Below are 14,316 nucleotides of genomic sequence, written 5' to 3' on the forward strand. Positions count from 1 at the left end.
GGTTCACACCGCCTCTCTGGTGGCGAGCTGGTCGTCGGAGCGGGCCACGCCGAAGGCGGCGGGTACCGGTTCGCCCGCCAGATAGAGCCGGTCGGCGGCGCGGCGCGGCAGCGGCAGATGTTCGAACGTGCCGTGCACCCGGCCGTCGGGGCCCATGGGCCGGGGCGCGAACCGGGAGACGGTCGCGAGCTGGAAGGTCTCGCGGCCGTGCGAGGCCAGCAGGGCGATCTCCACGATCTTGCGGGAGCCGTCGGCCAGCCGCGCGAGCTGGATGATCACGTCGACCGCCGAGTTGATCTGGTCCTGGAGGGCCGCGAAGGGTACGTCGACCTCGGACATGGAGGCGAGGGTCTGCAGCCGCATCAGGGCGTCCTCGGCGCTGTTGGCGTGCACGGTGGCGAGTGAGCCGTCGTGCCCGGTGGACATGGCCTGGAGCATGTCGAGGGTCTCACCGCCGCGCACCTCGCCGACGATGATCCGGTCGGGGCGCATCCGCAGCGAGTTGCGGACCAGGTCGCGCACGGTCACCTGGCCCTTGCCCTCGACGTTGGGCGGCCGGGTCTCCAGCCGGATGACGTGCTGCTGCTGGAGCTGGAGTTCGGCGGCGTCCTCGACGGTGATGATGCGCTCGTGCTCGGGGATGAGCGCGGACTGGGCGTTGAGGAGGGTCGTCTTGCCGCTGCCCGTACCGCCCGAGACGATCAGGTTGAAGCGGGCCCGTACGAACCCGGACAGCAGCGAGAGCATGTGCTCGTCCAGGGTGCCGAGTCCGATCAGCTCGCCGAGGGTGTAGGCGCGGGGGAAGCGGCGGATGGTGAGCGTCGCGCCGGTCAGCGAGAGCGGCGGGATGATGACGTTGACCCGCTCGCCGGACGGCAGCCGGGCGTCCACCATCGGATTGGACTCGTCCACGCGGCGGTTGACGGTGGAGACGATGCGCTCGATGGTCTGCATCAGCTGCTCTTCGGAGGCGAAGCGGACGGGTACCTGTTCGACACGGCCGCCGCGCTCGACGAAGATGTGGTCGGGCCCGTTGACCATGATCTCGGTGATCGAGCCGTCCTCCAGCAGCGGTTCGAGGACCCCGAGGCCGAGCGCCTCGTCCACCACCCGGCGGATCAGCAGCGTCCGGTCCCCGGTGGCCAGTACCGGGCCCTCGCGGCTGATGATGTGGCCCAGGACGCGTTCGAGGCGGGCGCGGCGCTCGGCGGGGCTGAGCGCCGACATCTCGGCGAGGTCGATCTCCTCCAGCAGCTTGGTGCGGTAGGCCGCCACCAGATGGCCGGTGCTGTCCACGGAGGGCCCGGACGCGCCCGGGCCGCCGGCTGCCGCCGCGCTGCTCTCGTGCGTGGTGATACGGGAGCGCAGACTCATGGACCGACCTCGCTCATTCGTCTCCCCCTGGTTGGCGGCTGTCGCTCGGCATGGTCGCGGAGCGGGAGGCGGTGCCCATGCTGTCGATGCCGGGGAGGAGGGAGGGGATGGTCACGGTGGCGGTGACCTTCACCTCGTCCCCGCTGTCCGCGAGCGCGAAACTGCTGCGGCGCGCCGTCCAGTCGGACATCGCGGCGCGCCCGCTCGCCTCGTACCGGTCGGCGATCTCCTCCTGGGAGGCCACCCGGGCAGCGGCCCGGGCGCCGGTGCCCGCCTGCTGCACCGCGTAGCCGACGATGCCGAGCTGGATGGCCGCCATCGCGACGAGCAGCAGCAGCGGCAGCATTCCGGCGAACTCCAGCGCGCTGGAGCCGCGGTCGCGCTCGCTCGCACGGGTACGCGCGGCAGCCATGTCCCCTCACCCCTCCTCCGCGGCGCCCGCCTTGCCGCCGACCGCGAACGGCAGGTCGGCGCCGCCCGGGAAGAGCAGTGGCGTCCGCAGGTCGACGTGTGCCTTCCAGACGGTGCCGCCGCGCGAGCAGTCGACTTCGGCGCCCGCGCGCCACTTGGCGGGCAGGTGCGCGCGCGCCGCCGCCTCGCACGCGCCCTGCGGGTCCCCGTAGGCGGCGGCCGCGGTGGCGGCGCGTGCGGCCTCGTCGGCGGAGTTGCCCGCGAGGGAGAAGGTGTAGCCGATCAGCACGCACTGCCACAGCAGCACCAGGGTCACCAGCACGATGGGCACCATCCCGGCGAACTCCACGCTCAGCGCCCCCCGGTCACCACCCTCCCGCAGGTGGGGCGACACCCGGCGGCGCAGGAACCCGACGGCCCCACGGTCCGAGCCGAGGGGGGAAGTGGCCTGGCCCTGGCCCTGAGCCGGACCCGGTCCCGACCCCGGACCAGGTGTCGCGCCGGGTGGCAGGGCGTGCTGCGGCTGCGCGGCGAGCGCGGGTCTGTGCCCGGCTGCCCCGGCCGCGCCGGGCCCACCGGAGCCCGCAGCGCTGCCGGAGCCGCCGGCCCTGCCCGAGCCGCCGGCACCGACGGCGCCGACGCGCCCCTGGTGCCGTCCGCCGCCCTGCCGTCCGCCCCCGCGCCGCCGGGCGGGGAAGCGCTGCTGCTCCCCGTCCACGTCCGCCGCCAGGCCGAGTTCGCCCGCCAGCCCCCACAGTGCCTGCCGTACGCTGCCCTTGGCGTCCAGATCCTGCATCCGCCCGGCGTCCAGCGCGGACTGGAGCTCCTTGAAGCCCGCGGGCACGGCCGTGCGGGCCACCGGGCTGCCGGTGATACGGGCGATGAGGTCCGGCTGGATCTCGGTGTGCCGGGAGGCCCGGTTGACGACGGTGACCGTCTCCTCCGCCTTGCGGATCTGGAGCCGTTCCCACAGCCGCACCATCCGCTTCGCACCGCGTACGGCGATCACATCGGGGGTGGTCAGCAGCAGCGCGAGGTCGGCCGCCTCGACGGCCGCGGCGTTGGCCGCGTGCATCTGGGTGCCGCAGTCGAGGACGACGAGCTCGTAGCGGGAGCGCAGCGCGGCCACCAGTTGGCGCGCTGCCCGCTCGTCCACGTCCTCGCCGCGCTCCCCCTCCTCCGGTGCCAGCAGCAGCGCCAGGCCGGTCTCGTGCACGTAGACGGCGTCCTGGAGGACCCGTGGGGTCAGGTCCTTGATCCCGGCCAGGTCGGCGACGGACCTGCGGAAGCGCACGTCCAGATAGGAGGCGACGTCCCCGGCCTGGAGGTCGAGGTCCACCAGCACCGTGGCCCGGCCGGAGGCCCGCGCGGCGAGGGCGAGCTGGACGGCGGCCAGGGTGGTGCCGACACCGCCCTTGGCGCCCGCGACGGTGACGACGGTGCCGCCGCCCTGCCCACCGGGACCGTACGGTTCGCTCCCGTACCCGGCGTCCTCGTAACCGCCCAGATGGCGGCGGACACCGGTGGCCCAGGCCGCGGCGGCGCCGACCCGCGCCGCCAGCTCGTCGTAACCGAGCGGCAGCCCGGCGACTCCGCGCGCTCCGGCGTCCATGGCGGCCGCGTACAGCGCCGGGCTGGTGTCCTGGGTGACCAGGACGACGCCCACGGCGGGGAACTGGAGGGCCACCTGGCTGATCAGCTCCAGCGCGGGCACCGGACCGATCAGCTCGTGGACGAGGACCACCTCGGGCAGCTCGGCGGGTGCCTCGCCGGCCTGCTGGGCCAGCGAGTCCAGCAGCTGGGTCGAGTCGACGGCGGGCGGCACGGGCTCGGCGTCGGGGAGCTGGCTGAGCAGGGTGACCAGCGGGCGCGCCGCGTCCGGGTCGCTGACAGCCGGCTGGATGCGGATCACCATCGTGGCCTCACTTGTCTCCGGGGAGCGTGTAGATGCGGTCCTCCTCGGGGACCTCGGTGTCGTCACCCGGCGCCACCAGGGCGAGCCTGACGTGCTCGGCGAACGACTCCGCGTAGGCCACCCGCTGGGCGTCCTTGGCGGTGAGCGCGAAGGTGATGGGCACGCCGTCGCGTTCGCGCTGCCGGGTGCGCTCGTCGCGGTCGCCGTCGTCCTCCAGCGGGGTCAGCTTGCCGACGTCGATGACCTTGGCGCGGCTGACGATGACGCGGGACTCGGACGGCGCCTTGGTTTCTCCGTCACCCTTGCCACCGGGGCGCTGCTCGCCCTCGAAGGTGGCGTAGATGTTGACGCGGTTGCCAGGGTTGATCTTCCCGGCGACGCCGGTCTCCGCGTCGATCATGATGGCGAGCTCCTGCTCGCCCGCCTTCAGTTCGGGCCGCTCGGCCATCATGTCGGACTGGAGGAGCGAGCCCTTCTCGAGCGGGTTCACGGCGATCTTGCGGCGGATGTCGCTCAGATCCGTGACGGCGGTGCTGGGCAGCCACCGCCGGGGCATGGAGACCTCGGTGAACTGCGAGCTGTCCAGCGACCGGTAGGCGGGCACGTCCTCCTTCAGCTTGTAGGCCGTCGTCTCGTCGCCCACCTTGGACTCCACGTTCCTGACGACGGCGAGCACCCCGGCGAACGCGGCGAGGGCGCACAGGACCGAGAGGACCAGCAGGAGGACGCCGCGGCGCTGGCGTGAGTTCATGGACGGATACCTCTGGGGTCGGCGACGACGGGCTCGGACGTGGCGGGGGCCGAGGGGGCTGCGGAGGGCACGGGCGGCGGAGTGGAAGGCGCGCGAGGTGCCGGGGCGCGAGGTGCCGGTGGTACGGAGGACGCGGTCGGCGCGGGTGGCAGCGGGGTGGCACAGAACGCGCACCGGTCGCCGATGAGTTCGAGGCCGCAGCCGGGGCACTCGTCACGCCGTACGGAGGCGACGAGCTGGTAGAGGACCGAGACATCGGGGATGGCCGCCACGAACTCCGTCAGCTTGGCCGTACCCCACCAGGCCGCCGAGTCCCGGGGCAGCGGGGTCTCGTGCACCCGCGCCACCCGCCAGCGGGCCGGCAGGGTGCGCAGGGCCCAGTCGGCGGAGAGCTGCCCGGGCGCGACGGTCAGCTCCGTGGCGAACCTCGGCCCGGTCAGCCCTCCTTCGGAGCCTGGCGTCCCCAGCCTGATCAGTTCGGGCGTGGGCGCGGCGAGGACGGCGAACTGGGTGCCGGGCAGCCAGGAGCGGGCGTGCGAGCCGACCGCGACCGGCACCCGGTCCAGCTTGGCGACCGAGCCGAGCACGGCACCGGCGTACAGATAGTGCGTCAGCAGCCGCGCCGCCGCGCCCAGCACTCCGGGCGTGAAGTCGCACAGGGACAGCTGCCGCAGCTGCCGTACGAGCATCCCGCAGGCCAGCGGCGGCAGCTCCACCGGCAACAGCGCGATGCGCCGGCTCTCCAGCAGCGAGCGGACGGTGTGCAGCCGGTGCCGGAACGGGGTGGGCAGGGTCGCGGGGAAGACGGTCAGGAGATAGCCGTGCTGTTCCAGCAGGGCCTGCGTCTGCGCGAGGGCTTCCGCCAGCGGCTGCTCGTCCGGCGGGGGGAACACATGGGCGTGCGGGGTGTGCCGGTCGGTGGCGGCGAGCAGGTGGTCGGGGCTGGTGACCGCTAACGCCGTAGACACATCCGCCTCCCCCGGGGCCGCCACCGGCCTACCACAGTAGCCATGGCCCCCCGCACCGTGAACCGTTCGCCGAAACGTGCACCGTCCCCCGAAACCGGACCAGCGACACCACTACCCGCCCGACCCCGCACATCAATCCCCCACACCGGTCCCCGTACACCGATCCCCGCACCAGAGGCACCAAGAGGCGCCAGGGGGCATCAGGCGTCACCAGGGGAGGTCGCGGACCTGTTCGACGCACAGGATGAGGAACAGGACGCAGGAGGCGGCCAGCAGGAGGTTGCTGAGCCAGCCGTTGCGCCACTCGCGGGGGGTGCGGCCGCTGTTGAGGAGCCACAGGAGGGTGGCGGCGAGGAAGGGCATGAAGAAGGCGCCCAGCACGCCGTAGGCGACGACGAGGCCGAAGGGCTGGTCCAGCCAGAGCAGGGTCATCGGAGGGAAGGTCAGCCACAGCAGGTAGCCGCGGAAGGGTATCGAGCGCTCCCGCTCGCCACGGGTGAGCGGCGCGACACCGGCGTCCGGTGTCAGGCCGCGTGCGGCCTTCAGCCGCTCCACGAAGTCGGCGAACATCAGGCTCACGCCGTGCCAGACGCCCACCAGCGAGGAGAAGGAGGCGGCGAAGAAGCCGACCAGGAAGAGGGTGGAGGTGGAGCTGCCGAAGCGCTTCTCCAGGACGTCGTCCAGGTCCAGGAGGCCCTTGTCGCCGGAGGCGAGTGCCAGGTTCGTGGAGTGCAGCAGCTCGGCGCCGATGATCAGCATGGCCACGACGAAGATGCCCGTGGTGAGGTAGGCGACGCGGTTGTCGAGCCGCATCATCTTCATCCAGCTGCTGTCGGCCCAGCCCTTGGCGTTGATCCAGTAGCCGTACGCGGCCATGGTGATGGTGCCGCCGACGCCGCCGATCAGGCCGAGGGTGTAGATCATGGAGCCGGACGGCAGGACGGGCAGCAGTCCGGCGAAGGCGTCGCCCAGGTCGGGGCTGACCCGGATCGCGACGTAGACCACGACCAGGAACATCACGCCGACGAAGAGCATCATGATCTTCTCGACGATGGCGTAGCGGTTCGTCCATACGAACAGCAGCCCTGTCAGCCCCGTGATGATCGCCCAGGCCTTGAGCGGCAGCGCATCGCCGAAGAGCGCCTGGAGCGGCAGCGCACTGGAGGACATGGCGGTCGCACCGTAGACGAAGCCCCAGATGACGACGTAGACCGCGAAGTAGACCGTGGTCCAGGGCCCGAGGCTGCGCCAGCCGTCGAAGATGGTGCGGCCGGTGGCCAGGTGCCAGCGGCCGGTCGCCTCGGCGAGGGCGATCTTGACGATGCAGCCGATGACGGCGGCCCACAGCAGGGTGTAGCCGAACTTGCTGCCCGCGATGAGCGTGGCGACCAGGTCCCCGGCGCCGACGCCGGTGGCCGCGACCACGATGCCGGGGCCGATCATCTTCCAACTGGGCCTGCGAACCGGGGGCGTGGCGCCGTCGGCCGTACCGGGTGTGATGTCCTCCGCTGCCATGCCGACCTCCGCCGTACGCGCGCTTCGAGGGTGGGCGACCGTGCCGGTCCCCGGGGGGCGACCGTGCAGGTCGCAGGTGATGTAACCGCCTGCGGACGATCAGCACAAGGGGGTGCGGGCCACGGAACGGGCCCGCTTTCCCGGCGCGGTCACCGGGCGATCACCGTCCGACGCCTTGACATCCTTATTGGTCTGGACCAGGTTGTACGGCGCACGCGCACCACACCTCCCTTTCCCCCCACACCGGAGGCAGTTGTGGCACGTTCCCACTCCAGACGTATCCCGTTCCCCCGCGCACTCGTCGCTCTCGCCGCCTCGGCTCTTGCGGCGGGCGGTCTGTTCGCCTTCGGCCCGGCCGCCGCGCACGCCGAGGACCCCACAGGACCCGGGCCCCGGGTCGGCGCCTCCCAGGTGCCCGCGCACGCCGTCACCGGCTACTGGCAGAACTTCGACAACGGCGCGACCGTGCAGACCCTCGCCGACGTGCAGGACGAGTACGACATCATCGCCGTCGCCTTCGCGGACGCGACCGGCACACCGGGCCAGGTCGACTTCCACCTCGACCCTGCGCTCAACTACTCCGAGCAGCAGTTCAAGGCGGACATCGCCGCCAAACAGGCCGCCGGCAAGTCCGTCGTCGTCTCCGTGGGCGGCGAGAAGGGCGCGGTCTCGGTCAACGACGGCGCCTCGGCTGACGCCTTCGCCACGAGCATCGTCTCGCTGATGGACGAGTACGGCTTCGACGGCGTCGACATCGACCTGGAGAACGGCCTCGACGCGACCTATATGACCAAGGCCCTCGACGCGATCCACGCCGCCAAGAGCGACGTGGTGGTGACGATGGCGCCGCAGACGATCGACATGCAGTCGCCGGGCAACGCGTACTTCAAGACGGCGCTCAACATCAAGAGCTATCTGACCGTCGTCCACACGCAGTACTACAACAGCGGCTCGATGAACGGCTGCGACGGCAAGGTCTACTCGGCCGGCACCGTCGACTTCCTCACCGCGCTCGCCTGCGTACAGATCAAGGGCGGCCTCGACCCCTCCCAGGTCGGCATCGGCACCCCCGCCTCACCGCGCGCCGCGGGCTCCGGCTACGTCGACCCGGGCGTGGTCAACAACGCGCTGGACTGCCTGGCCAAGGGCACCGGCTGCGGCAGCTTCACGCCCGACGAGAAGTGGCCCGGCATCCGCGGCGCGATGACCTGGTCAACGGCGTGGGACGCGAGCAACGGCAACAAGTGGTCGAGCACGGTGGGCCCCCACGTCCACGGCTTGCCCTGACCCTCGGGCAGTTCCCCGCGCCCCTGACGGGGCGCGGGGACAGAACTACTTCGTCGGCTCCGGCAGCACGCAGCGCCGCGCATCGAGGTTGAGCTGGTTCCCGCGGCCGAAGCAGGAGTTGATCAGATAGGTCTGCTGGCCGTAGGCGTTGAGGTAGCGGACGGTGACGTTGCCGCTCTTGTCCACCTCACACGGGTTGTTGAGCGTGCACCGCTCGCCGTCCTCGTTGTGGGTGTTGTTGACGCCGATGACCTTGCCGGTGCGGTTGTCGATCACCGGGGAGCCGGAGGTGCCGCCCTTGGTCTGGCAGGCCATGGTGTAGCGGATGGAGTCCTTCCAGGTCCAGTCCGCCTCCTTCAGCCGGTAGGCGAACCCGTCGACGGCGCAGCCGAACTTCTCCTTCCAGTAGCCGGAGACGACAGTGATGTCCCGGCCCTGGCGCGGGTGCCTGGCATCCAGCGTCAGCGCGTCGATGCCGTACTTCTTCTTGATCTCCTTGTACGTGGAGGTCGTCTCGTACAGGGAGATGTCGGTGTCCGTCATGGTCGCGTAGGCGATCTTGTCGGAGTGGATCTTCCCGGCGTCGCTGCCGTCCGCGTTGAGCAGCGTGAAGTCGCGGCTGGTCTTCTTGTCGACCACGACCTCGCCCGCGCCGGGCATGCCCTCCTGGAGGCAGTGGCCGTTGGACAGGACGAGCGCCGGGTCACTGGCCCTGGAGTGCTTGAGCTTGACGACGGAGCCGGAGCAGTTGCTGAGCGCCACGGTGCCCTCGAAGGAGGGGGTGCCGCGGTGGGCCGCCGCCTGGCCGCTGTCGGCGGCGGCCACCGCCGGTGCCGCGGCTATGCCCGTGAGAGCGGCGGCGCCGAACAGCGCCGCCGCGAGCGTACTGACGAGGGGCTTTCTCATGTACTCCTCATTCTTCCGGTTTGACGACAGGGACAGGAGGGCCCCAACGTCCGTACAGCGGTGTCGCGTTACGGCTTGGGGAGCGTGCAGCCCGTACGGTCGAGGTCGATCTTGTTCCCCGCTCCCACGCACGGCGCGATGATGTAGGTCTGCTGGCCGTAGCCGATCCCGTAGCGGACGGTGACCTGGCCGTTCTCGTCCACCTCACAGGGGTTGTTGAGCGTGCACCGCTCGCCGTCCTCGTTGCGGGTGTTGTTGACCCCGACGACCTTGCCGGTGGCGTTGTCGATGACGGGGGAGCCGGACGTACCGCCCTTGGTACGACAGTCGGCGGTGTAGCGCAGGGAGTCCTTCATCGTCCAGCCGGCCTCCTTGAGCCGGTAGGCGAAGCCGTCGAGCGAGCAGCCGAACTTCTCGCGCCAGTACCCGGACACGACGGTGATGTCCCGGCCCTTGGTGGGGTGTGCCGCCTCGACGTCGAGCGCCTTGATGCCGAACCGGGACTCGATCTGCCGGTAGGTGGAGCCGACCTGGTACAGCGAGACGTCGGTGTCGGTCATCGTCGCGTAGGCGACCTTGGTGGCGCGGATGGTGCCGGCGTAGCCGCCGTTCGCCCTCAGCAGGGTGAAGGAGCGCCTGGATGCCTGGTCCTTGACGACCTGCCCCGGCTGGGGCATGCCCGTCTCCAGGCAGTGGCCGTTGGAGAGGACCAGCGCGGGGTCGTCGGGCTGCGAGGTGGGCATCTTGACCACCGAGCCCGAGCAGTTGCTGAGCGCCACGGTGCCCTCGAAGGAGGGTACGGCCTCGGCCTTGGGGGCCTTGGGGTTCGCCTTGCCGCTGTCGGCGGCCGCCACGGGTGCCGCGGCGATGCCGGTGAGTGCCGCGGCGCCGAAGAGCGCGGCGGAGAGGGAGGTTGCGAGAGGTCTGTTCACGGGTGGGGGTTCCTCTCTTGATACCGAAGGTTCGTTCGGTCCGACGCCGTGCATTCTTGGACCAGTTGGGGCCCACCACAAGAGCACCCCCGGAATCGGGAGAGCCGATTCCGGGGGTGTTGTGTCGTATGTGGATTTTCCCGCCCGGGGCCGCGCCCGCCTGCGCGCCGGGCGGGCGCGTCAGACGAAGATGCTCAGCACCGCCGCCACCGCGAAGCCGGCGACCGACAGCACGGACTCCAGCACCGTCCAGGACGCGAGCGTGTCGCGCTCTGAGATGCCGAAGTACTTGGCGACCATCCAGAATCCGCCGTCGTTGACGTGCGAGGCGAAGATGGACCCGGCCGAGATCGCCATGATGACCAGCGCCAGGTGCGCCTGCGAGGGATCTCCCTGCGCCAGCAGCGGCGCCACGATGCCGGCCGTGGTGACGATGGCGACCGTCGCCGAGCCCTGCGCCACCCGCAGCACCAGCGAGATCAGATACGCCAGCACGACCACCGGCAGCCCGGCGTCCCCGAACACGTCGGCGAGGGCCTGCGCGACGCCCGAGCCCTGGAGTACGGCACCGAAGACCCCGCCCGCGCCGACGACCAGCAGGATGTTGCCGACCGGCTTGAGCGAGGCCGTTGAGACCGTCTCCAGCGACTTACGGGTCCAGCCCCGGCGCAGCCCCAGCAGGTAGTACGCCAGCAGCAGGGCGACGGTCAGCGCCACGAACGGGTGGCCCACGAACTCGATGACCGAGCGGACGGTGGAGGGGTCGAGCGCGAGGGAGGAGAAGGTGGCGGCGAGGATCAGCACCAGCGGCGTACCGATGATGGCCAGCACCGTACCGAGGGCGACCGGCTGCTCCTCGGCGTCGGCGCCGCCGGTGCTGTCGGCGCCGCCGGTGCTGTCGGTGCCGCTCGCGCCGGCGCCGCCGGTGGCATGCGCGCGCTTCTCCGCCGCTACGGCACGCTTGGCCTCCTCGGCGGCCTCCAGCATGTCCTGCGGCACCTCGACGAAGATCCGGTTGCCGATCCACGCCGCGTACCCCCAGGCGGCGAGCACCGCGGGGACACCGCAGACGACGCCCATCAGGATGACCCAGCCCAGCTCCACGTCCAGCAGCCCGGCGGCGGCCACCGGACCCGGGTGCGGGGGCAGGAACGCGTGCGTCATCGACAGCCCGGCGAGCATCGGCATGCAGTAGAGGAGGATCGACTTGCCGCTCCTCTTGGCCGCCGCGTAGATGATGGGCGCCAGCACGAAGATGCCGACGTCGAAGAAGACGGGGATGCCGAAGATCAGGCCGGTCAGCCCCATGGCGAGCGGTGCGCGCCGCTCGCCGAACAGCCCCAGCAGCCGGGCCGAGAGCGCCTCGGCGCCCCCGCTGACCTCCAGGATCGCCCCCAGCATGGTGCCGAGGCCGATGATGATCGCGACGTGGCCGAGGATGCCGCCCATCCCCGACTCGATCATCGAGACGGCGTCGGACTTCTGGACGGTGCCGAAGAGTTCGGTGACGGACAGTCCGGCCCCGAGACCCACCGCGATGGAGACGGCGAGCAGCGCGACGAACGGCTGGAGGCGGACCTTGATGATGAGCACGAGCAGCAGGGCGATACCGAGGGCCGCCACGGTGAGCAGGCCCCCGGTGCCGGGTATGAGCGCGAGGAGGCCGCCCGTGTGGGGCGGTGTCCTTTCGGCGGCGAGCAGCATGAGAACTCCGTTGTTCGGTGCTGGGCGGAGCCCCACCCCCTGAGCGGGGGTGGGGGTACCTCAGCCGAGGACGGCCAGCGCGTCGATCTCGACCAGGAGTCCGGCCGGAAGCCCCACGTACACCGTCGTCCGCGCCGCCGGGGCCTGCTGGAGGGAGGCGAAGTACTCGTTGTAGATCTCGTTGAACTCCGCGAAGTGCGCGGTGTCCGTCAGATAGACGCGGATCATCATCGCGTCCTCCCAACTGGCGCCGCCCTCCTCGAGGATGGCCTCCACATTGGCGAGGGTCTGCAGGGTCTGCTCGCGCAGCCCGGGGCCGACAGGCGTCGGCGCCTGGCCTTCGACGGCGGGGCCGAAGCCCACCTGCCCTGCGACCTGGAGGATGTTGCCCTTGCGCACGCCGTGCGAGAACTTCGCGGGCGGCGTGGTGTGGGTGGCCGGGGTGAGGGCGGTCTTGGCCGGCTTTTCGCTCATGGTGCGGCTCTCTTACTCGTCGTTCCGGTCGGGGTGAATGGGCGGCTGCCCCGTGTACTCGGCGCTGATGGCCTCGGCGGTCCGTCGCAGGCGGGGCAGCAGGGCGAGGAGTTCGTCCGCTGAGACGACGACGTTGGGCGCGGAGACCGACATGGCCGCCACCACCCGTCCGTCGGCGCCGCGGATGGGCGCCGCGACGCAGTTGATGGACTCCTCGTGGCCACCGAAGTCGGTGGCCCAGCCCTGTTCGCGCACCTTGGCGAGCTCCGCGAGGAACGCGGCGGCGTCGGGTGTGGAACGGGGCGTGTAGCGGGGGTAGTCGAGCCGTTCGGCGACGGCGCGCCGTTCCGGCTCCGGCAGGTCGGCCAGCAGCAGCTTGGCCACGGCGGCGACGGTGATGGCGACGGGCTTGCCGATGCGCGAGTACATCCGGACCGGGTAGCGGCTCTCGACCTTGTCGATGTAGAGGACCTGGTCCTCGGCGTACTCCTCGTAGACGGCCAGGTGCACCGTGTGTCCGCAGGCGGCGTTGAGCCCGGCCAGGTGCGGGTGGGCGATGTCGCGGATGTCGAGGCTCTCCATGGCCTGCTGCGCCAGCGCGAACAGCCGCGCGCCGAGCCGGTAGCGCTGGTCGGGCTGGCGGTAGACCATGCCGTGCTCGTGCAGGGTGCGCAGCAGCCGCAGCGCTGTCGACTTGTGGACCTGCAGCCGGGAGGCGACCTGCTCCAGGTTGGCGGGCCCCTCGGCGAGCAGCGGCAGGATGCTCAGGGCGCGGTCGACGGTCTGGCTCATACGGAACGCACCTCCGGCTCCCGATGGCCGGGCTGGTCGGGCTCGGCGGGCTCGGCAGGCTGGGCCGGCTCGGCGGGCCGCCCGGCGGCTGGCGCGGTTCGCGGCCCGTGCGTCGTCCAGCCGGGGCCCAGCCGCAGTCCCGCCCAGCTCCCCTCGTCGAGGGCCGCCAGCCGGTCGGCGAGGTCGCGGTCCGGCGGCGCGGCGAGGTCACCGGCGTCCGTGAGCGCGGCGGCGGCCATCAGATGCCCGTGCCGCAGCCGTTGGTCGACCGGCAGCCCGCGCAGGGTGCCGGCCAGGAAGCCGGCGGCGAAGGCGTCTCCCGCGCCCACGGGGGAGACGACGTCCACCCGCAGCGCGGGCGCGAAGACGGCTGTCCCGTCCCGGGTGAACGCGGTGGCTCCCGTCGCCCCCTGTTTGACGACGAGCACCGCCGGCTCGGGCAGCGCCTCCCGTACGGCATCGGGCCCGCCCGTGACTCCCCAGGCGGCGGCCGCCTCGTCCTCGCCGACGAAGACGAGGTCGCTGTGCCGGGCGAGTTCGCGCAGCACCTCGGCGCCGGGTTCCGCGACGGTGGGCGTACGCCACAGGCCGACGCGGTAGTTGACGTCGAAGGAGACCAGCGGCCCGGTGCCGCCGCCTCGTTCCGCGGAGGTGCGCGCCGAGGTGAGCTCACGCAGCAGGGCCAGGCAGTCGGTGGAGAGGGCGGCGGTGATCCCGGTCAGGTGCAGCACCTTGCCTGCGTGGAGCGCCCGGCGCGGGACGTTGGCGGGTGACATGGCCGAGGCGGCCGACCCGGCGCGGTAGTAGAGCACTTCGGAGAGCGGGCCGGTCCCTTCGGCGGGGCCGGTTCCTTCCCCGGCACCGGTGGCGCGCTCGCCGTTCGTGCGGAAGTAGATGCCGGTGGGCCGCTCCGGGTCGCGCTCGACCGCGCTGGTGTCCACGCCGTGCGCGGCGATCGTACGGACCAGGTGGTCGCCGAAGCCGTCGGTGCCGACCCGGCTGACCCAGGCGGCGCGGTGACCGGCGCGGGCCAGGGTGCAGGCGACGTTGGACTCGGCGCCGCCGATCGCCCGGTCGAAGGAGGGCACGTCGGCGAGCGGGCCGGTGCTGCCGGGCAGGAACGTGACCATGGATTCGCCGAGGCAGACGACGTCGACTTGGCGGGTGGTGGTCACGGGGATGCTGCTCCTCGCTGCGGTGTCCCGGTCGGTGCCCGGGAGCCCGGCGGCCGGCTCCCGGCACCATTGACCGGCTGTTCCGCGGGATGCTAGACAGCTTTCAGCGTTA

The 14,316-nt window shown here is 71.7% G+C and carries 13 protein-coding genes; 1 reads left to right on the forward strand and 12 read right to left on the reverse strand.

From position 1 onward, the window contains the following. Nucleotides 1-3: 3 nt before the first annotated feature. From HC362_RS11390 to HC362_RS11415, 6 genes are all read right to left on the reverse strand, one after another. A complete protein-coding gene (locus HC362_RS11390) occupies nucleotides 4-1,374 on the reverse strand; it encodes a CpaF family protein (RefSeq protein ID WP_243083847.1) in 1,371 nt (456 codons plus the stop codon). 13 nt (nucleotides 1,375-1,387) lie between these two features. Further along, nucleotides 1,388-1,786, reverse strand: coding sequence for a TadE family protein (locus tag HC362_RS11395; protein ID WP_243083848.1), 399 nt, complete (start codon nucleotides 1,784-1,786; stop codon nucleotides 1,388-1,390). Between the two features lie 6 nt (nucleotides 1,787-1,792). Then, the gene (locus tag HC362_RS11400) at nucleotides 1,793-3,700 is read right to left on the reverse strand and encodes an AAA family ATPase (RefSeq protein ID WP_243083849.1); all 1,908 of its coding nucleotides are present in this window, start codon (nucleotides 3,698-3,700) and stop codon (nucleotides 1,793-1,795) included. 7 nt (nucleotides 3,701-3,707) lie between these two features. Further along, a complete protein-coding gene (gene cpaB, locus HC362_RS11405; protein WP_243083850.1) occupies nucleotides 3,708-4,451 on the reverse strand; it encodes a Flp pilus assembly protein CpaB in 744 nt (247 codons plus the stop codon). Then, nucleotides 4,448-5,419 (reverse strand): hypothetical protein, encoded by a 972-nt coding sequence (locus HC362_RS11410; RefSeq protein ID WP_243083851.1) that lies wholly within the window; start codon nucleotides 5,417-5,419, stop codon nucleotides 4,448-4,450. Before HC362_RS11410 ends, cpaB begins: the two co-directional genes overlap by 4 nt. 207 nt (nucleotides 5,420-5,626) lie before the next feature. After that, complete coding sequence (locus HC362_RS11415; protein ID WP_243083852.1) at nucleotides 5,627-6,934, reverse strand: Nramp family divalent metal transporter; 1,308 nt, start codon at nucleotides 6,932-6,934, stop codon at nucleotides 5,627-5,629. 255 nt (nucleotides 6,935-7,189) lie between these two features. Here HC362_RS11415 and HC362_RS11420 point away from each other — a divergent pair, with 255 nt between their 5' ends. After that, nucleotides 7,190-8,221: a chitinase gene (locus tag HC362_RS11420; protein ID WP_243083853.1), complete on the forward strand. Its 1,032-nt coding sequence runs from the start codon at nucleotides 7,190-7,192 to the stop codon at nucleotides 8,219-8,221. A 45-nt stretch (nucleotides 8,222-8,266) separates the two neighbouring features. Here the strand turns inward: HC362_RS11420 and HC362_RS11425 are convergent, their stop codons facing one another. The 6 genes from HC362_RS11425 to HC362_RS11450 all read right to left on the reverse strand — a co-directional run bounded on the left by HC362_RS11425 (nucleotide 8,267) and on the right by HC362_RS11450 (nucleotide 14,204). Beyond that, nucleotides 8,267-9,127, reverse strand: a complete 861-nt coding sequence (locus tag HC362_RS11425; protein ID WP_243083854.1) for a serine protease — start codon at nucleotides 9,125-9,127, stop codon at nucleotides 8,267-8,269. A 68-nt stretch (nucleotides 9,128-9,195) separates the two neighbouring features. Next, nucleotides 9,196-10,059 carry a serine protease gene (locus tag HC362_RS11430; protein WP_243083855.1) on the reverse strand — a complete coding sequence of 288 codons (864 nt, stop codon included), beginning with the start codon at nucleotides 10,057-10,059 and terminating at the stop codon, nucleotides 9,196-9,198. A gap of 180 nt (nucleotides 10,060-10,239) precedes the next feature. Further along, nucleotides 10,240-11,763, reverse strand: a complete 1,524-nt coding sequence (locus HC362_RS11435; RefSeq protein ID WP_243083856.1) for an SLC13 family permease — start codon at nucleotides 11,761-11,763, stop codon at nucleotides 10,240-10,242. A 60-nt stretch (nucleotides 11,764-11,823) separates the two neighbouring features. Beyond that, complete coding sequence (locus HC362_RS11440; RefSeq protein WP_243083857.1) at nucleotides 11,824-12,237, reverse strand: RidA family protein; 414 nt, start codon at nucleotides 12,235-12,237, stop codon at nucleotides 11,824-11,826. A gap of 12 nt (nucleotides 12,238-12,249) precedes the next feature. Further along, nucleotides 12,250-13,029 carry an IclR family transcriptional regulator gene (locus HC362_RS11445; protein WP_243083858.1) on the reverse strand — a complete coding sequence of 260 codons (780 nt, stop codon included), beginning with the start codon at nucleotides 13,027-13,029 and terminating at the stop codon, nucleotides 12,250-12,252. Next, on the reverse strand, nucleotides 13,026-14,204 hold the full coding sequence (locus tag HC362_RS11450) for a sugar kinase (RefSeq protein ID WP_279240092.1): 1,179 nt from the start codon (nucleotides 14,202-14,204) through the stop codon (nucleotides 13,026-13,028). The genes HC362_RS11445 and HC362_RS11450 overlap by 4 nt, the downstream gene beginning before the upstream one ends. Nucleotides 14,205-14,316: the final 112 nt, after the last annotated feature.

The organism is Streptomyces sp. 891-h (assembly GCF_022760275.1).
GTDB classification, from domain to species: Bacteria; Actinomycetota; Actinomycetes; order Streptomycetales; family Streptomycetaceae; genus Streptomyces; species Streptomyces spirodelae.

What these genes read in the sequence shown, in the direction of transcription:
- HC362_RS11400 (WP_243083849.1), bottom strand. Translation starts at nt 3,700, where the DNA reads ATGGTGATCCGCATCCAGCCGGCTGTCAGCGACCCGGACGCGGCGCGC.
- HC362_RS11425 (WP_243083854.1), bottom strand. Translation starts at nt 9,127, where the DNA reads ATGAGAAAGCCCCTCGTCAGTACGCTCGCGGCGGCGCTGTTCGGCGCC.
- HC362_RS11415 (WP_243083852.1), bottom strand. Translation starts at nt 6,934, where the DNA reads ATGGCAGCGGAGGACATCACACCCGGTACGGCCGACGGCGCCACGCCC.
- cpaB (WP_243083850.1), bottom strand. Translation starts at nt 4,451, where the DNA reads ATGAACTCACGCCAGCGCCGCGGCGTCCTCCTGCTGGTCCTCTCGGTC.
- HC362_RS11440 (WP_243083857.1), bottom strand. Translation starts at nt 12,237, where the DNA reads ATGAGCGAAAAGCCGGCCAAGACCGCCCTCACCCCGGCCACCCACACC.
- HC362_RS11390 (WP_243083847.1), bottom strand. Translation starts at nt 1,374, where the DNA reads ATGAGTCTGCGCTCCCGTATCACCACGCACGAGAGCAGCGCGGCGGCA.
- HC362_RS11395 (WP_243083848.1), bottom strand. Translation starts at nt 1,786, where the DNA reads ATGGCTGCCGCGCGTACCCGTGCGAGCGAGCGCGACCGCGGCTCCAGC.
- HC362_RS11435 (WP_243083856.1), bottom strand. Translation starts at nt 11,763, where the DNA reads ATGCTGCTCGCCGCCGAAAGGACACCGCCCCACACGGGCGGCCTCCTC.
- HC362_RS11445 (WP_243083858.1), bottom strand. Translation starts at nt 13,029, where the DNA reads ATGAGCCAGACCGTCGACCGCGCCCTGAGCATCCTGCCGCTGCTCGCC.